We start from the raw sequence: 23,443 nt of genomic DNA, 5'->3' as shown, positions 1-23,443 counted from the left end.
TGTCGCAACGCGGCGATGGATGGTGCGTTCCGTTGCCTGGCGGCCGCGTGCTCCACTGTTGACAAAACTGGCGGTGAACCATGCCATGATGATGCCGGGAATCGCACGATGCCGGAGGCAAGATGAGGACGACGCCAGCGACAACGACACTGATTGGGCAAGCGCACTGATGGCGCCGGTCAAGGTCGATCCCGACAAGGAATTTCCCGACGCGGCGAGCTTTTACGCCTGGCTCAGCGAACACCACGCCACGGAAACCGAAGTGTGGATCAAGGTGCACAAGGTCGGGTCGGGACTGAAGTCGATCACGCCGAAGGAAGCCATCGATGTCGTGCTGTGCTTCGGCTGGATCGATGCCGTGCGCAAGGGGCTGGACGAGAACAGTTTCCTGCAGCGCTACACGCCGCGCGGCAAAAACAGCATCTGGAGCAAGATCAACGTCGACAATGTCGCGCGCCTCGTCGAGGAGGGCCGCATGACCGAGCATGGGTTGAGAGAGGTCGAGGCAGCCAAGGCCGACGGGCGCTGGGCGCGCGCCTATGGCAGTGGCAAGGAGATGAAAATCCCCGATGATTTGCAAACGGCGATCGATGCCGAGCCGGCGGCCAAGGCGATGCTGGAAAAGCTCAGCGCACAGAACCGCTTCTCGCTCGCCTTCCGGACCCACAACATGAAGACCGAGGCCGGCCGCAAGAAGAAGATCGAAACCTTCGTGGCAATGCTGAAGCGTGGCGAGACGATCTATCCTCAGGGAAAGAAGTAGATGGCCATTTTCCCTGAGATGACCGACAGGAGGCTTCCCATGGACACCAGTAAAGTCGCCCTCGTCACCGGCGGCAATCGCGGAATCGGGCTTGAAACCGGGCGGCAGCTCGCGGCACTCGGCTTCACCATCCTGCTCGGCGTGCGGGATCTCGCCAAGGGCGACGCGGCGGCGAAAGGGCTCGATGGCGCCGTCGAGGCCATTGCGCTCGATGTCGCCGCGCCTGACGCTGCGGCGAGGGCAGCCGACGACGTGCAGCGCCGGTTCGGCCGGCTCGACGTGCTGATCAACAACGCCGCCATCCACTACGACACCGGCTCGTGCGCCTTGCGGCCCGACTGGACCGTCATCCGCGAGGCGTTCGAGACCAATGTCTTCGGCGCCTGGCGGGCCGCGGCCGCCTTCGCGCCGCTGCTCGGGGCGGGCGGCCATGGCAGGCTGGTCAATGTCTCCTCCGAAGGCGGTTCGCTGGCCTCGATGGGGGCGGGCGCGCCGGCCTATTCGACCTCGAAGGCGGCGCTCAATGCGCTGACCCGGGTGCTGGCGGCGGAACTGCGCGGCTCGGGCGTGCTGGTCAATGCGATCTGCCCGGGCTGGGTCGCCACCGACATGGGTGGACCGGGCGGACGCCCGGTGGCGCAAGGGGCGGCGGGCATCGTGTGGGCCGCGACCTTGCCGGACGACGGCCCGACCGGCGGCTTTTTTCGCGATGGCAAGAGGCTGCCGTGGTGACGGCGGTCGTTGAACAGGAGGCGACGATCAGAAATAGGAATTCTCGGCGCGGGGATGATCGGCGGCACGGTCGGAAAGTTGTGGGCAAGTGAGAGCGGCGCTCGGCGATGGTTACCGCGTTCAGCATCTGAATCGGGAAATTGGGGCAACTGGTTGTTTTTCCATCCAATCCCTCCGGACATGAGAGCGGACGGGGGCGGACCGCTCGCGGCATTGCGCGCAGGAAAAAGCCGCTCCGTTCATGACGGGTCTTCCAGGGGTAGTTGCCGTCACTGGTCGAGGTCGACCGGGGTCACGCCGAGGAGCTTCAGAGCGTTGGCGTAGGTCCGGATGCCTTGCGCCTGCTTGCTCGCGGCACAGAACCGGTTCGCCTTGTCCTGGAGCGCCGTTACCTCTGCGATCTGGCCCGCGCTGGCGCCGGGTTCGGCTCTGGTCCGGATGGCTCCGTCGAGTTGAAGACCGAGCCGGCTGCAATATTCGCTGCGGGTGACAGCCGCCTCCGCCCCCGGCTGTGCGACCGCGAGCATGGCAAGCGAAATGCCAATCACGGCGCCCATCCATCCCCGTTGCATTGCAGGCGATATCCCTTGGCGTTGTCCGGCGGCCGCTGTCCGGCCGCCACGGGATCGTTATCGCAGACGATCTTTTCGCCAGTTTTTCCCGGATGTTGAATCTTGTTTCTGGAGTGTTTCTGGAGGCTGGGTTCACACTTCGTCGGCGTCGAACAGCAGCATCGTCAGATCGTCGTCGCCCGGGGCCAATATCCGCCGGTCGGCGGCGCAGGCGACGCCGACTTCGCTGGTGAATGCGGCGCGGATGTCATCGAGGCTGTCGAAATATAGTGTCCCCACCAGATACGGCATCTCGCCCGCCGAGAGCTTGATCATGGGCCGCCTGCTGACATCGTAGCGCCGCAGGCCGGGGAGCTTCTTGGCGAGCGGTATATGAACGTCGAAATAGTGCCGGTCGAACGCGGCCGGATCGGCCGGGGTTTTGTAAATCACAAGCATCTTGGCCATTGCCGTGGTCCTGTCCTGTTGTTGTCGATGGTCGGCCGTGCAGGCCGCCAACCCGAAGTCGTTCGACATTGACGGATTTCGACCGCCGGTCGATTTTTATATGCGCGGGCAGGGGAGAGCGGCTATGCAGACAGCCGATTTCCCCCGCTGAGGAGATCGGCGCCTCGCGCCCCGTCAGGCATCTGCGGCGCTTCTGCCTCTTCCCCCGGCATCGTCATTCGCGTAAGGGCGCGGGCAAATCCCAATTCCGCATCGATACCCCTTGGAATTCCCATGATCAGACTTGAAAACATCGGCAAGCAGAACGGCCGTCAGCTTGTCTTCATCGAGGCGTCGGCCTCGCTGCAGAAGGGCGAGAAGATTGGCCTCGTCGGACCGAACGGCGCCGGCAAGACGACTTTGTTTCGCATGATCACGGGCCAGGAACAGCCGGACGAGGGCCAGGTGCAGGTCGATCGCGGCGTCACCATCGGCTATTTCAGTCAGGATGTCGGCGATATGGCGGGCCACAGCGCGGTGGCCGAGGTGATGAACGGCGCCGGGCCGGTGAGCGACGTGGCGGGCGAGATGGCCGAACTCGAGGCGGCCATGGCCGATCCCGACCAGGCCGACCGGATGGACGAGATCATCGAACAATATGGCGAGGCGCAGCACCGCTTCGAGGAGCTCGACGGCTATGCGCTGGACGGACGCGCGCGCGAAGTGCTGGACGGTCTCGGCTTCAGCCAGGAGATGATGGACGGCGATGTCGGCAAGCTGTCGGGCGGCTGGAAGATGCGCGTGGCGCTGGCCCGCATCCTGCTGATGCGGCCCGACGTCATGCTGCTCGACGAACCGTCGAACCATCTCGACCTGGAAAGCCTGATCTGGCTCGAGCAGTTCTTGAAGGGCTATGACGGCGCGCTGTTGATGACCTCGCACGACCGCGAGTTCATGAACCGCATCGTCAACAAGATCGTCGAGATCGATGCGGGATCGCTCACCGCCTATTCCGGCAACTATGAATTCTATCAGCAGCAGCGGGCGATCGCCGACAAGCAGCAACAGGCGCAGTTCGAGCGCCAGCAGGCGATGCTGGCCAAGGAGATCGCCTTCATCGAGCGCTTCAAGGCGCGCGCCTCGCATGCAGCCCAGGTGCAGAGCCGGGTCAAGAAGCTCGACAAGATCGACCGCGTCGAGCCGCCAAAGCGCCGCCAGGTGGTGAATTTCGAGTTCCAGCCGGCACCGCGCTGCGGCGAGGACGTCGTGACCTTGAAGAACGTGCACAAGGCCTATGGCAGCCGCACCATTTATGGAGGGCTCGACTTCCAGGTCCGCCGCCGCGAGCGCTGGTGCATCATGGGCGTCAACGGCGCGGGTAAGTCGACGCTCCTGAAGCTGGTGGCCGGCGCCTCCGATCCCGACACCGGCACGGTGGCGCGGGGACCGAGCGTGAAAATGGGCTATTTCGCCCAGCACGCCATGGAGTTGCTCGAAGGCGAGCGCACCGTGTTCCAGACGCTGGAGGACAATTTCCCGCAGGCCGGCCAGGCGCCGCTTCGGGCGCTCGCCGGCTGCTTCGGCTTTTCCGGTGACGAGATCGAGAAGAAATGCCGGGTGCTGTCGGGCGGCGAGAAGGCGCGGCTGGTGATGGCGCTGATGCTGTTCGACCCGCCCAACCTTCTGGTGCTGGACGAGCCGACCAACCACCTCGATATCACCACCAAGCAGATGCTGATCGAGGCGCTGTCGCAATATGAAGGCACGATGCTGTTCGTCTCGCACGACCGGCACTTTTTGGCCGCGCTGTCGAACCGCGTGCTCGAATTGACGCCCGAAGGCATCCACACCTATGGCGGCGGCTACACCGAATATGTCGAGCGCACGGGACAGGAAGCGCCGGGCTTGCGGAGCTGATTCGAGTTTTCGTTGGATGCGCCGAAGCGCGTCGCGTGATCATGGCGACGCGCTTCTGGAAATGATGGCCTACCTCAGCGAGATGCTCATGCCGCTGAGATCGGCGTTGACCTGCAGGCCCACCTGTCTGCCGGTGAGTTCGAGCTGGGCGCCCTTGTCGTTGGTCATCACGATCACCTGGGCGCCTCTGCCGAGCGCGCCGCCGCCGCCGGCCGCGCCATAGACGCCAGTCACGTCTCGGGCGCGCCTGATGTGGCGCACGGTGCCCTGGAAATAGGTCTTGGAGACGCCGAAGGCGAGGCCGCCCGAGACGCCGCCGATCGAGATCGGATATCTGCGGCCATGAAAGGTCAGCGTGCCCTCGCCACCGGAGCCGCCGACAAAGAACGCCGCCTTGTAGACGGAGAAGCGGATCTTACCGCTGTCGGCATGCGCGGCGCTGGCAAGGCTGACGCCCGCGGTGGCGATGGCGGCTACGGCGATCGAACGAAATCCAGACGAAATAGTCATGATGGAGCTCCTGAAGGTGGCCGTCGGCAAGAATGTCAGCGTGGCATCAAAGTTACAACTGAACAGTCTTGCCCATCATTGGTTCCAAGCGGCGGACCGAATCTGACCACGGCGCTCTCGCCGGAACACCCGGACAACCGCTGCCCACAATAGTTCAGCCTTAGTAGGCGCTGTTTACGGCCTGCACTGAATCGCGCAGCGCCTTGACGTCCCCAGCGGAGACTGGCTCGGCTTGATTTCCCCAGGCATTTCGGATGTAAGTCGCCACCGCGGCGACCTGATTGTCCGAGAGTTTCCACCCGAACGACGGCATCGACAGCGCGTTCGGAATTGCCGGACCGGACGCGGGATGGCCGCCGTTCAGGATGAGCCGCACGACCGAAAGCGGCTGGCGGGACTGTACGGCAGCGCTGGCTTTCAGCGAGGGGAACATGTTCTTTACGCCGTCACCTCCGAGTTGGTGGCAGGCTGAGCATTGGTCGCCATAGATGCTCTTTCCCGCGCTCATCGCATCCCCTTGGGGAGCGGACGGCTCCTCGGCGGGCGCAGCCGGCAGCGACTTGAGGTAGATCGCAATCGCCTTCAGATCCGCATCGCTCATTTTGGAGGTGGAATCTTTCACGACCTCAGCCATCGGGCCGTATGCGGTGGTGCGGTTGTTATGGCCGGCCTTCAGGAAGGCGACAATATCCTGATCGCTCCAAGTTCCGAGGCCGGTGCGCTTGTCGCTGGTCAGGTTCGGCGCGAACCAGTTCTGTATCTCGGATCCTTGGTAGCGTTGCGAGGTCTTGTCGGCGCCGAAGACGTCCTTCGGCGTGTGACATGCGCCGCAATGGCCAAGGCCTTCGACCAGATAGGCGCCACGGTTCCAGTCGGCCGACTGGTTCTTGTCAGGCTTGAATTCGCCTGGAGTGAAGAACAAGCGGTTCCATCCTGCCATTGCGATGCGGTGGTTCAACGGCCAGGTGAATTCATTGGGACGCTGCGTCGAGCGCACCGGCTCCAGCGTGCGCAGATAGGCGCGAATGTCATCGACGTCTCCGCGCGTCGCCTTGGTGAACCACGGGTAGGGGAAAGCCGGGTAGAGCCGCCTGCCGTCGGAGGCAACTCCTTCATGCATCGCGCGGTAGAACTGCTCTTCGTTCCAGGCGCCGATGCCGGTCTCCGCGTCGGGGGTTATGTTGGCCGAGTAGATCGTGCCGAAAGGCGTTCCGATCGGCCTGTTGCCGGCGAAGGGTTTGCCGTCGGGCGCCGTGTGGCAGGCCACGCAATCGCCTGCGGCGACGAGCTCGCGGCCGCGCTCCTGTCTGGAGAAATCGCCGATCTGGCCATGCGCGAGCGGACCGAACACCAGCATTCCCGCGCCGATCAGAGCGCCGCTGGCGGCAAGGGTGAGGAGCGCGCGCTGCCTCATGACTGGACCAATGGGCCGGGATGCTTGAGATATTGGTCGCGGATTGCCGTTGCCGCCCATAGGGCAAGCGCGCTCACCGTGCCGGTCGGATTATAGCCGCTGTTATGAGGGAAGGCGCTGGCGCCGACGACGAAGAGGTTCGGCACGTCCCAGTGTTGGAGATAGCGGTTGACCACGCTTTCCCGCCGGTTGACGCCCATGATCGCCCCGCCCGTATTATGCGTGGACTGATAAGGCGCGATGTCGTAGTGCGGGCCGCGTGGCGATTTCTTGATTTCGCGCGGTTTCATAGCGTTTGCGATGTCCACCATCTTGCCCATGGCGAAATCCTGCAGCTTCAACTCGTTCTGCTTGAAATCGTAGGTCATGCGCATCAGCGGGCGCCCGTAGACGTCGCGATAGGTCGGGTCGAGGTCGAGATAGTTGGCCTTGTTGGGCATTACCGACCCCATCAGGGACAGCGACATAGAGGTCAGGTAGTTCTTCACGAACGCCTGCTTCCATTTGGCCCCCCATTTCGGCGTGCCTTCCGGCAGCAGCTCCGTCTCGATCGGCCTGCCGGTGGTCATATAGCCGCCAATGTAGCCGCCGTGGATGAAGCCGAGGCCGGCATGGTCGAAATTGTCGCCGTTCCAGTCGTCGACGATCATGCCCAGAGCGCCGGCGCCGACGAAGGGATTGAGGAGCTTGTCGTCGAAGAAAACGTCGACGGAAGGGGTGAGCTGGTAGCAGTAGTTCTTGCCAAGCGTTCCTTGCCCGGTCGCCGGATCGTATCTGGTGCCGATGCCCGAGGCCATCAAAAGGTGCACGTTGTGCAGGATGTAGGCGCAGACGATGACGAGCTCGGCCGGCTGCTCGAATTCGTTGCCATGGGCGTCGACATAGGTCACGCCAGTGGCATGCGCGCCGGAACCGTCGAGGTTGATCCGCGTCACCTCGCACTCTGTCCGCAGGGTGAAGTTCTTCCTCTGCATGAGCACCGGCAGGATGGTCGTCTGGGCGCTCGCCTTGGAATAGTTCCCGCAGCCGAATTTCTCGCAGAAGCCGCAATAGGTGCAGGGCGCCATGCTGACGCCCAGCGGATTCGTATAGGCTTGTGACATGTTGCCCGAGGGGCACGGAAACGGGTGCAGTTTCAACGATGCGGCCGCTTCGCCGAACAACATGGGGCCGTAAGTCTGCTTCATCGGAGGTGTCGGGTACGGCTTGGAGCGCGGGCCTTCGAAAGGATTGCCTCCGGCCTGTTTCTGCCCCTTCAGATTGCCCGTCTGGCCCGAGATGCCGCACAGCTCTTCCCAACGCGTGTAGTGAGGCTCCAGTTCGTCATAGGTGACGCCCCAGTCCTGAAGCGTCATATCCGGAGGGATCATCGCCTCCCCGTAACGAGCGGCAGTCTGGCGGCGGATTTCGAAATCGTAAGGCAGGAAACGGAACGCCTGGCCGTTCCAGTGCAGGATCGAGCCACCGACGCCGGTACCCGGCAGGAACGAACCGAGGCGTCGCATCGGCAAGGCCGTCTGGTCGGGCGTGTTGCGGAAGGTGAGTGTCTCCTGCGCGGTCTGCTCGAACAGGTGTCCATGGTAACGATAGCGCAATTCATCCTGGATGAAGGACGGCGCGAAATCGGTACTGGTCTCGCGCCAGCTGCCGCGCTCGATCGCCAGCACGTCGTGGCCGGCGGCGGTAAGCTCCTGCGCCATGATCGCCCCGGTCCAGCCGAACCCGACCAGCAGCACGTCGACGCCGGGAAGCCTTTGCGCCATGCCTGTTATCCCGCGCCGTTCCACGCCGGCCTGCCGCGAATGCCGACTGGCGGCTGGTCATAGCGTTCACCGTGCCGATCAACCCAATCCAGGTAGTTGTAGCGCGCGCCCGGGAAGCCCAGCATCTTCCAGCCAGCCATGTCCTTGTTGCCGCCATAGATCGGGTCCGAAAACATCCCTTCCTTGGTGTTTTGCCAAAGCATCTGGAAGAAGGTCTTGGCGTCTGCCCCGCCGAGATCGACCTTGCCACCCTCGAGGTCCGAAAGCATCGCATCTTGCGCTTCAACCGGGAGGTCCGCGAACAGCTTGCCCCCCTGCGCCGACATCGTGTGTTCGTCGATCGCCTTGATAGCCGCGCGATAGAGATCGGCGGGCGTCATTCGCGACTGAAAGCCCTGCGTTTTCTCGCCCTTTGCCCACGGGCCCTGCATGTACCAATTGCCCGCGCGGCCATACGCGCCGGCAAGCTGATGGTCTATGAAAAGTGCCACCCCGCACGCCTTGGCGCCGGGACCGAGGTCGTCCTCAGGGATCAGTCTTTCAGTCGCCGACTCCACGAACGCGGCCTCGGCGGGCGTGAAGAAGGCAAACCCAGGGTTTTCGAGCGGCACGGGCGCATCGGCCTGATGCGGCAGCCAGGGGTCGTCGACGCCGCCTTTGATTTCCCGTGCAGCGGCCGTATTCGCGCCGAGCGTCACCGATGCCGCCGCCGAGGCTCCAACTGTCAGGATCTGGCGGCGACTGAAAGTGTTCGCGGGCATGGGAAGCGTCCATCGGATATGACGCTCCAACCTTCGAAATGATGGATTGTTCCCTGGCAGGGCCAATTTACCTTGCCGAACGAATTGAGCGGCGAGGAAACGGCGTTCTGAGAAACCTTCGCCCGTTCTCTCTCAGCCGGCGGCGGGAAGACCGCAACGAAACGAGCCGGCTCTCTGGTCTCGGCGGTCTCGTTGTGGGATGGAGGCGCCCGTGTACTTTCTTTGGTTGGCAAGGGGTTTGGGATGAGAATTGTGACGGGGCTTGCATTGTCGGCATTGGCCGCGACGATGGCTGGATGCGCGACCTCTCCGGTCGACTATGGAGCCTCGCTTTCGCAGCAGGACCAGAAATGGACGACGCCGCAATGCCAGCAAGCCCGAGCGGCGGCTTCGGACTACGCGGTCCGCGAAAAACAGCACCCGGGTTGGGAATTCGTCGCACTTGGCCCCTACGGGTTGGGAATCATAGCGGCGACCAAGGAGCACGAGCAGAAGCAACGAAAGCTGCTCGCCCGCAACGTGCACCTGCAATGTTCGAGCCTTCCCCTGCCGAAGGAGTTACAGGGCGATTTGAGCCCCGCCGGCCCAGACAAGGCGAAATATCCATAACCTGAAAACCGCCACGGATTTGCTTCTAACGTAGCAATCCCTCTGCCTCGAACATGTCCCAACCTTCGAGCTTTGGTGCATCGTCCTTTCCCGAATTTCTGGTCTTGCGCGCCTTGCCCGTCCGCTTTCCAGCTCGCGTCAGTGCGGCCTTGCCGGCCCCGCGCCGTCGTTCTCGGACGCTTCCAGCGCATCCTCCTCCCGCCAGGCGGTCGCCAGGTCACGGTCGAGAATGTCCTCGATGTGACGTGGATCGAAGACGTGGAAGGTCACGGCCTTGGATCGCCCGCGCATCTTCACGGTGCGCGTGCCGATGCTTTTCAGGCGACCATCCCTGAGCCATTTGTGACGCTCGCGCGACGAGATGGCGAGAATGTCCTCCGCCTCTCGCGGAAGCACGGGCAGCGCCTCGATTCCCTCCAGCGTCCTGGAGATGGTTGCCGAGGCGGCCTCAAACGCATCCGCGTCAGTCTGCACCGGGCGCAAGACAATGCGGCCCGTCTCGGCCTTGGCAAATTTCCGCACCGTCCACGGCAGCTTGGCTCGAATTTCGCGTTCGATCCCTTTCAGACGCAAGGAGGAGCCAAGCGTCGCCGATGGTGGCAGCGGCCATTCGGCAACCATCGACGCGGTGCCCGTGCCTTGCTCGGCCCTGCGATCGGGGGCGGTGGCAATTTTCGCCGCAATGCCGCTCAGGATCTTCCGAAAGGAGCCGCGCTTCTTGTGTGCAGGGCTCATGTCTCTTTTTCGCTCACTAGGTGCCTGCCGTGGAACGATCGTTCGCACGACAGACAACCGAAATCAGGATCAACAGTTCCCCAGGCATGCGCAGGCGGGGGTAGTGCATCAGTTTGAAATCTGCAAACTTAGCCCGCGCTTTATGAGAGATGGCACGCGGGTTCAACCAAGCCAATGATGTGCCATCCAGGCGAGATATAAGCCGGCTATGACCGCATGGATCAGACCGAATGAGCTTTTGGTGACGGGGTCGTGGTACGCTACGCGTCGCGGCCGATAGAATAGCAATTGTCGTTGCGAAACGATTAACATTCGCTCCATCTCGCGGTCCGCTTCCCGTCTCGCCAGTTTCGTATCCAGGAGCTCCTGAGCGTAGAGCTGTCTCGTATGCTCCAAAGCCGAAAGTGAGTTGTCATCAAGCCACCCTTTGAATTTTCCAGGTCTGATGAGGACTTTGGCGTGGGTAAATTCGCGCCGGCGGAGCCTCTCCGTCTTGGCAGCTTCGAAAGCCGCATGCCACTCTTCCCAAGTCGCCGGCATATCATCGGCTCCGGAAAGCTGGCGGATATGAGGATAATCCTTGGCAGTGTAAGCTGGGATAGCCCTGACTTTGCTGGCCATTGCAGTCTCCCCTTGTCCCAAGAAGAGGATGCGACATCCTAGGCTTTGGTGTCCAGATGGCGCTACCCAGCCTTAGCGAGTCCGGTGCCGCTTTTGGCAAACACATCGTCCGCTGTTCCAGGATAATGTGCTGGCTGAATAAGCTTGAGACAAGGCGGTTCCGGACAACAATGGCCAGGCGATTTGCGTTTCTCCTCGTTCGCGACTTCACCCTGTCGCCGCTGTCGCTGTTCATCGACACGCTGCGGCTGGCGGGCGATGAGGGCGACCGCAGCCGCAGGATAGAGTTCGACTGGCAGATCGTCGGCGAACGCGGTCTGCCGATCCGGGCAAGTTGCGGCGTCGAATTGCTGCCGACCGGGGGCATCGGCAATCCCGAGGATTTCGACAATGTCGTCGTGGTCGGCGGCCTGCTCGACACCAACCGCAGCCTGAGTTCCGAAAAGGAGGCCTTCCTGTTGCGGGCAGCTGGGAAGGGGGTGCCGCTGACGGCGCTCTGCACGGGAAGCTTCGTGCTGGCGCGCTACGGCCTGCTCGACGGCTACAGCGCCGCCGTCAGCTGGTTCCACATCAAGGACTTCCGCAGCCGGTTCCCGGAGGTCAACGCTCACGCCGACAGCCTGTTTTCCGTCGACCGGGGCCGCTCGACATGCGCGGGCGGCACGGGTGCCGCCGACCTCGCGGGCCATTTCGTGTCCCAGTTCATCGGCCAGAAGGCGGCGGAAAAGGCCGCCAAGATCCTGGTGCTCGACCGCATCAGAAGCAGCAGGGACGTGCAGCCCGTTGGCGACCTGTTTCCGGAGGCGTCGAGCCGGGCGGTGAAGCGCGCTTTGCTGTTGATGGAGAGCAACCTCCAGGAGACACTGTCGGTCGCCGAGATCGCGAGCCGCCTGAACTGCTCGCGGCGCCAGCTCGAACGGCTCTTCGGGCTGGAACTCGGCATCGGCCCGATGGCGGCGTATCTCGCGTTACGAGTGCATCATGCGAAGTCGCTGCTCGAAGGCAGCGACCTGCAGATCGGCGAAATCGCCTACCGCTGCGGCTTTACCAATGCCGGTCATTTCAGCCGCGTGTTCCGCCAGCAGATCGGCATCACGCCGACCCATCTCAGGCATCCAAACCGCATGCCAGGCGATGCGGCGATACAATGAAGTTCGCGACGTGAGTGCGGCGCCTATGAAATCCGCTGCCCGCCCTCGTCGAGCAGAACGCAGCCCTCGGCATCGAATCCGAGGTCGGCCGTTTCGCCTTCGCGAAGGACGCGGCCGGTGATCGGCGCGTTGGCGCGGAGGTTGGTCCTGCCGCCGATGTCGATCTCGTAGATTGCGCTGCCGCCCAGATACGAGGCCGAGACGACGCGGCCAGTGAGCCGGTTGGCGCTCGCTCCGGCACCGACCGAAAATTTCTGCGGCCGCACCACGACAGTGACCTTGCTGCCGTCGCCGAGCGGCCTTGGACAGGTCACGTTGATCGTCTGACCGGTGCCAAGCACCACCGCTGCCGTCCCTTGGCCGGACCTGCTCACGGTCCCGGCAAGCATGTTGGCCTTGCCAAGGAAGTCGGCGACGAAGGCCGTGGCCGGCCTCTCATAGACCTCCTCCGGAGTACCGATCTGCTCCACGGCGCCCGCGTTCATCACCACGATGCGATCCGACATGGAGAGCGCTTCTTCCTGGTCGTGCGTGACGAAGATGGCGGTGATGCCGGTTTCCTTCTGGATCTTCTTGATCTCGACGCGCATCTCCTCGCGCATGTTGGCGTCCAGCGCCGATAGCGGTTCGTCCAGCAGCAGCACCTGCGGCTCGAAGACGATGGCGCGGGCAAGCGCGATGCGCTGCTGCTGCCCGCCCGACAGTTGCGACGGCAGCTTCTTCTCGCTGCCCGGCAGCCGCACCATTTCGAGCGCCTTGCCGACCTTGCGCGCGATCTCGGGCTTCGGCACGTTGCGGTACTTCAGGCCGAAGGCGACGTTGTCGAACACGTTCTTGTGCGGGAACAGCGCGTAGCTCTGAAAGACCAGCCCGATGTTGCGCTTGTAGATCGGGACGTCGTCGACACGCCGCCCGTCGATCATGATCTGGCCGCCCGAAATATCGACCAGGCCGGCGATGGAGCGCAGGATCGTGGTCTTGCCGCAGCCCGAGGGCCCGAGCAGGGTGACGAAGCTGCCCTTGCGGATCGAGAGCGAGAAATCGCGCACCGCGACGAACTTGCCATAGGCGATGTCGATGTCGCGGAACTCGACCGCCGGGCTGTTTGCCTCGGCGGCCGCGCTCGCGCCGGCTACCCCGGCCAGGACAGGCCGGGGATGGAGTGTCGTGCCTTGGCTTTCAGGCACCTTTGGAGATCCTGTTCCACTGCTTGGTCCAGGCGTCCTCGTTGGTCGCCCAGTAGGTCGGATCGGCGAAGGTCAGCGACTTCATGGTGCCGGTCTTGTCGAATGCCGGCAGCTTCTCGATCTTCTCGGTCAGCTTGACCTTGTTCGGGTCGAGCGACGGGGGATAGCTCTGGCCCTCGGCCACCGCGATCGAGGTCGCCGGGTCGAGCATGAAGTTGATCAGCTCTTCGCACTCGGCCATGGGCGAGCCCTTCAGGATCAGCATATCCTCCATCCAGGCATAGGAGCCGGCCGGATCGAGATAGCCGATCGGATGGCCCTGGTCCTGCAGCGCGGCGACGCGTCCCGACCACGCGTCGGTCACCACGATCTCGCCCTTGGAAAGCAGGTCCATCAGTTCCGCGCCGGAGCTCCAGAACTTCTTGGCGAGGTCGCGCGTCTCGCGCACCTTGGCCCAGATGGCGTCCATGTCCTTGAGGTTGTTGGGGTCCTGCCCGGTGGCGAGCGCCGCGTACCAGACGCGCGTCGTCATGTCGGAATAGCCGCCGACCTTGCCGGCATATTTCTTGTCGAGCAGGAGCCCGGCGCCCTTTTCCTTGGCTTCCTCCGGCGAGATCACCTTGGTGTTGTAGGCGATGCCCGTCGTTCCGTAGTCGTAGGGCACGGCCGAAAGCTTTGGCGTCAGCTTGCGGAACGGCTCGATCATCGGCTGCAGCACATTGGCCATATTTGGAATGTTGGCCTCGTTGATCTCCGAGGTCAGGCCGCCATTCACATATTTGATGTAGTAGTTGACGCCGGAAGAATGGATGACCTGGTAGTCGCCGGGCTTGGCGGTCTTGATCTTGGTGATGATCTCGTCCTCGTCGCCGAACGTGCCCTGGACCACCTTGATCTTGGTCTTGGCCGTGTAGGGCTGGAAGGCGAACTTGTCGATCGCGTCCTGCACCGTGCCGCCCCAGCCGTCGAAGCGAACCTCCTGGACCGCGGCGAGCGCCCGGCCCATCCACGGCATGGAAAGGCCCGCCGATGCCGCCGCGGCCGCGGTCAGCGTCAGGAAAGTGCGGCGGCTCAGGTCGCCATTGGCATATCGATCGTGCAGCCGTTCCAGCCGCTTGGTGGTGGTGATTTTCATTGTGTTTCCTCCTTTGGTTCGCCACGTCTTCTCAGTTTTGTCAGGCTTTGCAGGATCAGGCCGCCGATGAGCGGGATGCCGACGGTCACCAGGATCATCACGGTGCCGAGCGCGTTGATTTCCGGGCTGATCGAGATCTTGAGCATCGAAAGGATCTGGGTGGGCATGGTCTCGACGCCGGCCGGCCGCCAGAACAGGCTGGCCGAGGTGTTGTCGAAGGAGATGGTGAAGGCGAGCAGGGCGCCGCCCACCACTGCCGGGATGAGCAGCGGCAGCGTGATCTCGCGGAAGGACGAGAAGCGCGAGGCGCCAAGCGACAGTGCCGCCTCCTCATAGACGCGCCGGATGCCGATCATGCGCGCCTGGGCGATCAGCACCACATAGGGCACGGCAAGCAGGATATGGCCGAGCACCAGCAGAAGCATGGTTCGCGGCTGGTCGACAGCCTTGATCAGCACCAGCAAGCCGACGCCGAGGATTGTCTCGGGCACGAGTGCCGGCAGGATCACCAGCGTGCTCAGCGCCTGCTTGCCGCGAAAATCGAAGCGGACCAAGGCAAATGCCGTGGTGACGCCGATCGCGGTGGTGACGATGGCGGTGACCAACGCAATCCACAAGGACGTGCGGAAGGCGGCCAGCACCGCCTCGTTGGCCATCAGCTTTCCGTACCATTGCAGGCTGAAGCCGGTCATCGGGAAGCCGCCGAACATCGAGGCGTTGAACGACAGGATCACCGTCGCCACGATCGGCGCGAACATGAAGATGTAGACGCAGACCGTGACGAAGCCGGTCAGCCGCCAGGCCCATCTGCCTTCCTGCTTGCGCCGTGTTTCTCTCACCCTCCCAATCCCTTCATCCGCCAAGCCCCTTGACGATCTGCGACATGCCCATGTAGCGCGTGTAGACGGCGGCGAAGAAGCCGAGCACGACGAACAGCACGATCGAAAGCGTGGCGCCCATCGGCCAGTTCAGCTCGCCCATGATGGTGTCGTAGATCAGGTTGCCGAACAGCGCGTCGCGGCCCGAGCCGAGAAGCTGCGGCGTCACATAGCTGCCGGCGGCCAGCACGAAGCAGAGCAGCAGGCCCGCCGCCACGCCGGGCAGCGACAGCGGAAGCGTGACCTCGCGGAACGCCTGCGCGCTCGTGCAGCCCATTGAGCGAGCCGCCGAAATCAACGTGCGATCAATGCTCTCCAGGCTGACATAGACGTTGAGGATCATGTAGGGCAGCAGGAAGTGCAGCATCCCCAGGATGACCGCGCCTTCATTGTAGAGCATCTGCAGCGGCTCATGGATGATGCCCATTTTGAGCAGCGCGACGTTGATGACGCCCTGTTCGCCCAGAATGTTGATCCAGGAAAAGGTGCGGATGGTGAAGCTGATCCAGAACGGCACGATCAGCAAAAGCAGCAGCAGCCATTTGTGCTTGAAGGTCGTGGCCCAGATGAAATAGGCGGGAAAATAGCCGAGCACTCCGCACAGCAGCGCCGTCATGGCCCCGACCCTCAGCGTCTTCAGGAGGAAGCCGTGATAATAGCTGTCGGTGAGGAATTCGTGCCAGTTCGCCGTCGTCAGCGCGCTCGTTTCCACGCCGGCGGTGACGAAGGTGAAGAAGGTATAGCCGGCCATCACGGCGATCGGCAGCACCAGGAAGAAGATCAGCAGCAGGAGCACCGGCGCGACGAGCATCCAGGCCAGCCGTGGATCATACAATGTCCATCGTCGTTTCATGAGCACCCGGACGTCCGCGCTTTCTTTGAAGCGCTGTTTTGTTCCCGAGGCCAAGATTGGGTGATTGCAGGCGCGATGTCTACACCAGGCGATTGAGCCAGTGGACTTCAGCTCGTCGCCGGCTGCGACAGACGTCGAATTCTTGAAGGCGGCGTCGCTGCGTAGCGCCGCCTCGTGACCCGATCGACAAACCTGTCGACGAGGGCTGGCCGGCGCTCCTCAGCCCTTCGAGATACCCCGCGCGATCAGCCGGGCAAGGCGCTCGGAAAACGCCCTGGCATCCGCGGGCTTGTCGCCGTCGAGCACGCGCGCCTCGTCGTAGAGAAGGTGGGCGGCATCGTCCTTGAAGGCCTTCTCGTCGTCGCCGAGGCCGGCGAGCGCGAGCACGCGCTCGTGGCGGGGGTTGATTTCGAGGATCGGTTTGGCCGTCTTGTCGAGGCGGCCGGCGGCGTTGAGCAGCCGCTCGAACTGGCGGTCGGGACCGTGCTCGGGCGCGACCAGGCAGACCGCGCTTTCGGTCAGGCGGTCGGAAGGCTTCACATCCGACACGGCGTCGCCAAGCGCCGCTTTGACGAAGGCCAGGAAGCCATCGACTTCGGGCGTCGCCGCGTCCGGCTTCTTGGCATCATCGAGCAAGGGAATCTCGGAGAGTTCGGCCACCCCTTGCGTAACCGACTTGAACGGCTTGCCGTCGAATTCCGGCGCCATCGACGTCCAGAAGCTGTCGACGGGGTCGGTGAGCAGCAGCACTTCTATGCCGCGTGCCCGAAAACCTTCGAGCTGCGGCGAGGCTTCGAGCCGCGCGCGGTCGTCGCCGGCCATGAAGAAGATCGCCTTCTGGCCTTCCTTCATCGCCGAGACATAGTCGGCAAGGCCGCGCCAATTTTCGCCCGAGGCGGTCGAACGGAAGCGGGCAAGCTTCAGCAACTGCTCGCGGCGTTCATGATCCTCGTAGAGCCCTTCCTTGAGGACGACGCCGAAATTTTCCCAGATTTTGGCATAGGTCTCGGCCTCGTTCTCCGCGAGCTTTGAGAGATCGCCGAGCACGCGGTTGGTCAGGCCCTTGCGGATCGCGGCCAGCAGCGGGCTTTCCTGGATCATCTCGCGCGAGACGTTGAGCGGCAGGTCGGCGGAATCGACCAGCCCGCGCATGAAGCGCAGGTAACGCGGCAACAGATCGGCATCGTCGGTGATGAAGACGCGGCGCACATAGAGCTTGATGCGGCCCTTGCGGTCCTGGTCGAAGAGATCGAAGGGACGCGAGCTTGGCACGAAGGCGAGCACGCTGTATTCCTGCCGGCCCTCGGCGCGGAAATGGATCGTGGCGGCCGGCTCGTCATACTGGCCGGCGACACTGCGGTAGAAATCCGTGTATTCCTCGGGCTTGATCTCGCTCTTCGGCCTGATCCAAAGGGCTGTGCCGTCGGCAATGTCGCGCGCTTCGGCGCCGGGTTTCTCGATGAACGTGATCGGCACCGGCACATGGCCCGACTGCGACTTGGCCAGTTGCTCGAGCCGGTAGGATCCGGTGTAGGACACCGCGTCGTCCATCAGATGCAGCACGACGCGGGTGCCGCGCCTGGGTGCTGCTTCGAGCGGGGCGGGCGCGATCTCGTAGGAACCCTTGCCGTCGGACGACCAGCGCCAGGCCTCATTGCTTCCCGCCAGGCGGCTGATGACGTCGACGCGGGTCGCCACCATGAAAGCGGAGTAGAAGCCGACGCCGAACTGGCCGATGAGCTGCGTGTCTTCGCTGGCATTGCCGGAGCCAACGCGCTCGATGAAAGCGCGCGTTCCCGAGCGCGCGATCGTGCCCAGCGCCTCCGTCATGTCGTCGCGGCTCATGCCGATGCCGTTGTCCTCGACGGTGATCAGCTTGCTGTCGGGATCGGCTGAAATCGAGATGCGCGGCTTCGGATCGTCGGCCAGCAACTCCGGATGGCTGACGGCCTCGAAGCGCAGCTTTTCGCAGGCGTCGGCGGCGTTGGAGATCAATTCGCGCAGGAAGACGTCCTTATCGGAATAGACCGAGTGCACCATCATATGCAGCAGCCGCGAAACATCCGCCTCGAATGCCTTGGTTTCCGTCGCTTTTGTGTCTGTCGTCATTGCCGAGTTTCCCACGCTGTTCATCCGCCCGTCGCGCCATGGCGCGTCCGGGACTTCCTTTCAACCATTTTCAACCGTGCTGGCAACCGCGTTCAGCAAGGCCAGCGCGCCGACAATATCGTAATGGGGTGCGGGGGTGACAAGGGGGGCAAGAATCGGCGTCGGCGCCGAAGTTTCCAATCTCCCCACTTGTGGGGGAGATGGCCGGCAGGCCAGAGGGGGGCGCTGTCCCGCCGACATCTCAGCCGACCCCGTGCTGCTCCCAGGTTTTTTGGTAAGCCGAGATCCTTCGCGCCCCCCTCTGCCCTGCCGGGCATCTCCCCCACTGGGGGGGAGATTGGCAGCTTCCGCGCCCTACTTCCCCGCCATGTGGTCGGCAAGCGTCTGTGCCTGGGCGAGCAGTGCGGGGAAGACGGGGTTGTCGGGCAGGTTCTTGCCCATGCAGGCGCGGAAGTCGCTGTCGCCTTTTGCCCAGGCGGCGTCGGCGGCATCGGATGTATTCTCATCGCTGTCGCCGGTGGTTTGCTTGATCAATTTCTGGGCGGCGGCATCGGCGGCGGTCCAGACCGCGTCGCAGGCCGCGATTTTCGGGACGGTCGCGGGCGCCTCGGCGATCATGACGCTGTTGCCCTTGACGACCGTGACGACGACCTCCTGGTCGTAGTTCGGCCCGACATCCTGTGCCCAGCCGCCGAGGCGGGCGATCGCCATGTCGGCGCCGTCAGGCTTCTTCACGGTGAAGTCGAGCGTGCCGGTGAACGCGGCATCGCTGCCGATGGCCTGGGTGTAGAAGGCATCGAGTTTCAGCGCCGCGTCGAAGTCGGTGGGCAGTTTGAGATCGGCGTCCGTCTCGGCGGCGCGTGACCGCAGCCAGCGCTCGACCAGCCCGCGCGTCGATACCACGATGCTGGGGCCGTCCTCGGTGCCGTGGCGAAGTCCGTCCAGCATGCCGAAGCCGACATCGGAGGAACTGAGGCTTTCGATGTTGATCGTGCCGGCCGCCGGAAAACCCTGGACCGTGAAAGGCCCGAGAAGCGCGGAAAGGCGCTGTTCGAGATCGGCGCGGGCCTTCTCATTGGCCGCATCGAGCGTTTCGACAGGGGCATTCGCGCTTTCCATCGCGGCGATGGCCGATATCGCATTGTCGCGGGCGGCGATGTAGTCGTCCTCCGGCGAAGTGGCATAGGCCGCACCGCTCGCCAGCGCGAACACCAAAGTCCAGACCAGACGCATCGTGGAACCTCCGTTTTTACAAGCTCTTCGCGTGGCTTGGTGGCGATTGTGCGGCGGTGAGGTCTGGCGCGGCGTGGCAGATATCGGGGCACCAGGATAGCCTTCGCACGGCCGGAGGCGTCCTATGGCGAAGGACGATGAAACCTTCCGATTTCCACGCCGTTATGGCCCTCGTGACAGACATCAAACCCAAACCGAAGCCGGCCGGCGGCGCCAAGCCAAACGGTGCCAGGAAGCCCCGCCGGGAGAAGGCACCCGATGTCGAGGTCGCATCCGAAGTCGTGGGCGAGGCGCCGCCGCCGCCAGCGGCGGCGGAACCCGATCCGCAGCTGAGCCCCGAACAGGCCGAGCAGGCGCGCAAGAAATACCTGCTGAAGCGTTTCTGGATCAGCGCGCGCGGCTACTGGAGCCGGCGCGGCGACAAGCTCGCCTGGCCGTGCACGATCGGGCTCCTGATCCTGATCTGCGTCAATGTCGGCTTCCAATACGGCATCAATGTCTGGAACCGCGCGATCTTCGACGCCATCGAACAGCGCAATGCGCCGACCGTCTATTTCCTGAGCGCCGTGTTCGTACCGCTGGTGCTTGGAAGCGTCAGCCTCGTCGTCGCGCAGGTCTATCTGCGCATGACGATCCAGCGTCGCTGGCGCTCCTGGCTCACCACATCGGTCATCGGCCGCTGGCTCACCAACGGCCGCTACTACCAGCTCAATCTCGTCCGCGGCGATCACCAGAACCCGGAGGCCCGTATATCCGAGGATCTGCGGATCGCCACCGAATCGCCCGTGGATTTCGTCTCCGGCGTCCTCAACGCCTTCCTGGCGGCCTCGACCTTCATCGTCGTGCTGTGGACGATCGGCGGCGCGCTGACGCTGCCGATCGGCGGGGCGAATATCACCATTCCAGGCTTCCTCGTCATCACCGCGGTCATCTATGCGGCCATCACTTCCACCTCGATGGTGGTCATCGGCCGGCATTTCGTCGAACTCTCCGAACAGAAGAACCAGGTGGAAGCGGAATTTCGCTACACGCTGACGCGCGTGCGCGAAAACGGCGAGAGCATTGCCTTGCTCGGCGGCGAGGAGGAGGAGCGCAGCGGCATCGACAGGACCTTCGCCGGCGTGCTGAAGCGGTGGGCGATGCTTGCTGGCCAGCACATGCGCACGGCGCTGGTCTCCCAGGGGTCGAGCCTGTTCGCGCCCGTGGTGCCGGTACTTTTGAGCGCGCCAAAATTCCTCGATGGCTCGATGTCGCTTGGGCAGGTCATGCAGGCGGCATCGGCCTTTGCCATAGTGCAGGGCGCGTTCGGATGGCTGGTCGACAACTACCCGCGTCTCGCCGACTGGAACGCCTCGGCACGGCGCATCGCCTCGCTGATGATGTCGCTCGACGGGCTCGAGCGCGCGGAAGAAAGCGACGCGCTCGGACGCATCAGTCATGGCGAGACCAAGGACGATACGATGCTCAGCCTGAACAATCTCTCCGTGTCGCTCGATGACGGCACCGCCGTGGTCAAGGAAACCGAGGTCGTGATCCAACCGGGCGAACGGCTGCTGGTGGCCGGCGAATCCGGTACGGGCAAGAGCACGCTGGTGCGGGCGATAGCGGGGCTGTGGCCGTGGGGTGGCGGCAGCGTCGATTTCCACCCCGGCAAGCGCTTGTTCATGCTGCCGCAGCGTCCCTACATTCCCTCGGGCACGCTGCGCCGGGCGGCCGCCTATCCAGGTGCTGCCGACGACTGGACGGTTCCACAGATCAGGGCCGCCCTCGACAAGGTGGGGCTCGGTTATCTCGGCGACCGGATCGACGAAGAGGCGCCATGGGACCAGACCCTGTCGGGCGGCGAGAAGCAGCGGCTGGCCTTCGCGCGGCTCCTCCTGCACGCGCCCGATATCGTCGTGCTGGATGAGGCAACGGCGGCACTCGACGAGAAGAGCCAGGACAGGATGATGGAGACCATCATCCAAGAACTGCCCAATGTGACCATCTTGAGCGTGGCGCACCGGGCCGAGCTGGAGGCGTTCCACAGCCGCAAGATCACGCTCGAGCGGCGCAGGGGCGGCGCCAAGCTCGTCAGCGATATCGATCTTGTCCCGCGCAAACGCAGGGGCTTGCTCAGCCGCGCCTTGTGGGGTTCCGGTGGGCGGGCGGAAAAGCGCGGCGCCGCCCGTAAGAAGACTTGACGGCCGTCCGGTGAGTTCTGATTTCAGCGCGAGGGATGGCCCGGCGGCTCTTCCGTCAGGCGCGCAATTCCTCCCTATGTGCCTTCGCGAGGTCGGCCATGCTGTCGAAGCGGAAGTTCACTTTCGGCATGTCGCCGGGATGCATCGTGGCGCCAAAACCCTGATCGGCGTGCCGGCGGTGGATCCAGCATGATGCGAGGCCCAGCCGGTTGGCGACGGTGTGATCGTGGAACAGGCTTTCGGCCGTGTGCAGGACTTGCTTGTCGCCAATCCCGAGCGTCGCCAGCTTTTCGAGCATATAGTCGAAATTCCGAGGCGACGGCTTGTAGGAGCCGATGTCCTCCGCCGTGTAGATCGCATCGAAATCGACGCCGAGTTTCCTGTTGCTGAAGGAGAAGCTCGTATTGTCGACGTTGGAGAGAATGACCAGCCTGTAGTGCTGCTTGAGGTATTGCAGGGCGGCGGGTGTGTCGGCAAAGGCCGGCCAGTCCTTCACGCTTTGGCCATAGGCGATGCATTCCTCCGGCGTGGCCACGACGCCCCATTCCTCGGCGAGCCGCTTGTAGACGACGGCGAGAAGATCGCAGTAGCGTTTTTGGGGCGTCCAGTTCTGCTGGCTGGATTCATGCCTTGCATGCGCCTGCAGGATGTCGTCGCGGCTCAGACCGCGGCCAACCCGCCCGGTCAGCGGCTTCAGGGCGTCGATCATGCCGGATTCCCAATCTATGAGGGTGCCGTAGCAGTCGAAGGTGAGGGCCTTGAAATCAGTCAGCTTCATGGGGTTCACTCCCTTGGGTTGGATGGTTGTTTTGGTGCGGGATCACGATCAATCGGCCGGTTGCCCGACGGGCTGCCCGACCGGGGTCGGACCTGCCTCGCCCTTCGATGCCGTGCCGCGCGAGGATGTCAGCCAGACGCCGAACAGTGTCACCGCAAGGCCGAGGACCATCGCCGATGAAAGCGGGTCGCCGAAGAGCAGCCAGGCCCACAGCATCGTCACCGGCGGGCTGAGATAGATCACGCTGCTGACCTGGGCGGCGCTGTAGAGGCGCAGGCTCACATAATAGACGCCGTAGCAGAAGAAGGTCGAAAACAGCACCAGCCACGCGATGCCGAACTCGAACCGGCCATCGAGGGGCGGCATCAGCCCGCCATTCCAGCCGGCGCAGGCGGCAAAAAGCATCGCCGCCGTCAGGCATTGGATGCAAAGGCTCTGGTGGATGGGCATGTCGATTGTCCCCATCCGCTTCTGCAGCACGGTCGCCAGGGCGAAGACCATCATGGAGGCGATGGTCACAATATATGCCCAGGCCGGCGCCGTTCCGAGGCTGAGGCTGTTCAGCGAGACGATCAGCACACCGAGCACACCGAGCGCCGTTCCGGTCCATTGCCTCGATGTCAGCCGGTGACCCAGTATGGGCTGCGAAAGCGCCGCGATGGCGAGAGGGACGAGGTCCGAGATCAGCGCGACCAGGCCGGTCGGCACGCGCTGGCCGATGGCAAGCGCGAAGCCGCCGAGATAGAGGAACATCATCGCCACGCCGAAGGCCATCTGCTGCATCAAGGCACGTGCGCCGATGCGCGGCCCGATCATGAGCGCGAAGGGCAGAAGGACCAGCCCCGACATCAAGGTTCGCCAGAACAGCACCAGCATGACGTCGGCGCTCTCGCTGGCGTAGCGGATGCCGACGAAGCCGGAACTCCAGCTGACAACCAGCGCGGCCGCCATGAGCGGCCAGAGCAGGGGCTGATGTTTCGGGAGCGTCATGCGGTCTCTGCGTTGAATGGGTGCCGGGGCGGACTTATGGCGGCACGCTGGCGTTTGCACATGACAAATTTCGATGCATCCATGAAATAGCCACGAAATCTGGCATATCCATTTGCCCGGGAC

The 23,443-nt window shown here is 63.6% G+C and carries 21 protein-coding genes and 1 pseudogene; 6 read left to right on the top strand and 16 right to left on the bottom strand.

Annotation, left to right across the window (positions count from 1 at the left end; all coding sequences use genetic code 11):
* Positions 1–169 precede the first annotated feature (169 nt).
* Positions 170–763: a YdeI/OmpD-associated family protein gene (locus FJW08_RS07540; protein WP_140809982.1), complete on the top strand. Its 594-nt coding sequence runs from the start codon at positions 170–172 to the stop codon at positions 761–763.
* A gap of 39 nt (positions 764–802) precedes the next feature.
* On the top strand, positions 803–1,495 hold the full coding sequence (locus FJW08_RS07535) for an SDR family NAD(P)-dependent oxidoreductase (protein ID WP_140809981.1): 693 nt from the start codon (positions 803–805) through the stop codon (positions 1,493–1,495).
* 269 nt (positions 1,496–1,764) lie between these two features.
* On the opposite strand, the gene FJW08_RS07530 is transcribed toward FJW08_RS07535, so the two are convergent.
* Together FJW08_RS07530 and FJW08_RS07525 are read right to left on the bottom strand one after the other, a co-directional pair.
* Positions 1,765–2,052, bottom strand: a complete 288-nt coding sequence (locus FJW08_RS07530; RefSeq protein WP_140809980.1) for a hypothetical protein — start codon at positions 2,050–2,052, stop codon at positions 1,765–1,767.
* Positions 2,053–2,199: 147 nt separating this feature from the next.
* Complete coding sequence (locus tag FJW08_RS07525; RefSeq protein ID WP_246682264.1) at positions 2,200–2,583, bottom strand: EthD family reductase; 384 nt, start codon at positions 2,581–2,583, stop codon at positions 2,200–2,202.
* 204 nt (positions 2,584–2,787) lie between these two features.
* Here FJW08_RS07525 and FJW08_RS07520 point away from each other — a divergent pair, with 204 nt between their 5' ends.
* On the top strand, positions 2,788–4,410 hold the full coding sequence (locus FJW08_RS07520; protein WP_140809979.1) for an ABC-F family ATP-binding cassette domain-containing protein: 1,623 nt from the start codon (positions 2,788–2,790) through the stop codon (positions 4,408–4,410).
* Positions 4,411–4,479: 69 nt separating this feature from the next.
* Here the strand turns inward: FJW08_RS07520 and FJW08_RS07515 are convergent, their stop codons facing one another.
* From FJW08_RS07515 to FJW08_RS07500, 4 genes are all read right to left on the bottom strand, one after another.
* Positions 4,480–4,920: a hypothetical protein gene (locus FJW08_RS07515; protein WP_140809978.1), complete on the bottom strand. Its 441-nt coding sequence runs from the start codon at positions 4,918–4,920 to the stop codon at positions 4,480–4,482.
* 160 nt (positions 4,921–5,080) lie between these two features.
* Entirely contained in the window at positions 5,081–6,334 is a 1,254-nt protein-coding gene (locus FJW08_RS07510; RefSeq protein WP_140809977.1) for a cytochrome c, read from the bottom strand.
* Complete coding sequence (locus tag FJW08_RS07505; RefSeq protein WP_140759706.1) at positions 6,331–8,097, bottom strand: GMC family oxidoreductase; 1,767 nt, start codon at positions 8,095–8,097, stop codon at positions 6,331–6,333. Before FJW08_RS07505 ends, FJW08_RS07510 begins: the two co-directional genes overlap by 4 nt.
* 5 nt (positions 8,098–8,102) lie before the next feature.
* Positions 8,103–8,858, bottom strand: a complete 756-nt coding sequence (locus FJW08_RS07500) for a gluconate 2-dehydrogenase subunit 3 family protein (protein ID WP_140809975.1) — start codon at positions 8,856–8,858, stop codon at positions 8,103–8,105.
* Positions 8,859–9,101: 243 nt separating this feature from the next.
* On the opposite strand from FJW08_RS07500, the gene FJW08_RS07495 reads away from it, so the two are divergent.
* Positions 9,102–9,467, top strand: a complete 366-nt coding sequence (locus tag FJW08_RS07495) for a hypothetical protein (RefSeq protein ID WP_140809974.1) — start codon at positions 9,102–9,104, stop codon at positions 9,465–9,467.
* Positions 9,468–9,492: 25 nt separating this feature from the next.
* On the opposite strand, the pseudogene FJW08_RS07490 reads toward FJW08_RS07495, so the two are convergent.
* Both FJW08_RS07490 and FJW08_RS07485 read right to left on the bottom strand, forming a co-directional pair.
* Positions 9,493–10,202, bottom strand: a pseudogene (locus FJW08_RS07490) (hypothetical protein).
* A gap of 162 nt (positions 10,203–10,364) precedes the next feature.
* Positions 10,365–10,823, bottom strand: coding sequence for a hypothetical protein (locus FJW08_RS07485; RefSeq protein ID WP_140759697.1), 459 nt, complete (start codon positions 10,821–10,823; stop codon positions 10,365–10,367).
* Between the two features lie 170 nt (positions 10,824–10,993).
* Here FJW08_RS07485 and FJW08_RS07480 point away from each other — a divergent pair, with 170 nt between their 5' ends.
* On the top strand, positions 10,994–11,974 hold the full coding sequence (locus tag FJW08_RS07480; protein WP_140809973.1) for a GlxA family transcriptional regulator: 981 nt from the start codon (positions 10,994–10,996) through the stop codon (positions 11,972–11,974).
* Between the two features lie 23 nt (positions 11,975–11,997).
* Here FJW08_RS07480 and FJW08_RS07475 read toward each other — a convergent pair whose 3' ends face one another.
* From FJW08_RS07475 to FJW08_RS07445, 6 genes are all read right to left on the bottom strand, one after another.
* Complete coding sequence (locus FJW08_RS07475) at positions 11,998–13,161, bottom strand: ABC transporter ATP-binding protein (RefSeq protein WP_140809972.1); 1,164 nt, start codon at positions 13,159–13,161, stop codon at positions 11,998–12,000.
* On the bottom strand, positions 13,154–14,296 hold the full coding sequence (locus tag FJW08_RS07470) for an ABC transporter substrate-binding protein (RefSeq protein WP_140809971.1): 1,143 nt from the start codon (positions 14,294–14,296) through the stop codon (positions 13,154–13,156). The genes FJW08_RS07475 and FJW08_RS07470 overlap by 8 nt, the downstream gene beginning before the upstream one ends.
* Positions 14,293–15,135: an ABC transporter permease gene (locus FJW08_RS07465; RefSeq protein WP_140809970.1), complete on the bottom strand. Its 843-nt coding sequence runs from the start codon at positions 15,133–15,135 to the stop codon at positions 14,293–14,295. The genes FJW08_RS07470 and FJW08_RS07465 overlap by 4 nt, the downstream gene beginning before the upstream one ends.
* Positions 15,136–15,148: 13 nt before the next feature.
* The gene (locus FJW08_RS07460; protein ID WP_140809969.1) at positions 15,149–16,027 is read right to left on the bottom strand and encodes an ABC transporter permease; all 879 of its coding nucleotides are present in this window, start codon (positions 16,025–16,027) and stop codon (positions 15,149–15,151) included.
* 219 nt (positions 16,028–16,246) lie between these two features.
* Positions 16,247–18,136 carry a molecular chaperone HtpG gene (htpG, locus tag FJW08_RS07455; protein WP_140809967.1) on the bottom strand — a complete coding sequence of 630 codons (1,890 nt, stop codon included), beginning with the start codon at positions 18,134–18,136 and terminating at the stop codon, positions 16,247–16,249.
* A 354-nt stretch (positions 18,137–18,490) separates the two neighbouring features.
* Positions 18,491–19,369: a hypothetical protein gene (locus FJW08_RS07445; RefSeq protein ID WP_140809965.1), complete on the bottom strand. Its 879-nt coding sequence runs from the start codon at positions 19,367–19,369 to the stop codon at positions 18,491–18,493.
* A gap of 173 nt (positions 19,370–19,542) precedes the next feature.
* Here FJW08_RS07445 and FJW08_RS07440 point away from each other — a divergent pair, with 173 nt between their 5' ends.
* Positions 19,543–21,552, top strand: a complete 2,010-nt coding sequence (locus FJW08_RS07440; protein WP_140810066.1) for an ABC transporter ATP-binding protein/permease — start codon at positions 19,543–19,545, stop codon at positions 21,550–21,552.
* Positions 21,553–21,607: 55 nt separating this feature from the next.
* On the opposite strand, the gene FJW08_RS07435 is transcribed toward FJW08_RS07440, so the two are convergent.
* Both FJW08_RS07435 and FJW08_RS07430 read right to left on the bottom strand, forming a co-directional pair.
* Positions 21,608–22,330, bottom strand: a complete 723-nt coding sequence (locus tag FJW08_RS07435; protein WP_140809964.1) for a haloacid dehalogenase type II — start codon at positions 22,328–22,330, stop codon at positions 21,608–21,610.
* Positions 22,331–22,378: 48 nt separating this feature from the next.
* Positions 22,379–23,320, bottom strand: coding sequence for a DMT family transporter (locus FJW08_RS07430; RefSeq protein WP_140809963.1), 942 nt, complete (start codon positions 23,318–23,320; stop codon positions 22,379–22,381).
* Positions 23,321–23,443: the final 123 nt, after the last annotated feature.

Origin of the sequence: Mesorhizobium sp. B3-2-1, from assembly GCF_006439515.1 — a bacterium.
In the GTDB taxonomy this organism is placed as follows: Bacteria; Pseudomonadota; Alphaproteobacteria; order Rhizobiales; family Rhizobiaceae; genus Mesorhizobium.
The sequence above is the reverse complement of the archived record's forward strand: the minus strand, read 5'-3'. Positions and strand labels throughout refer to the sequence as shown.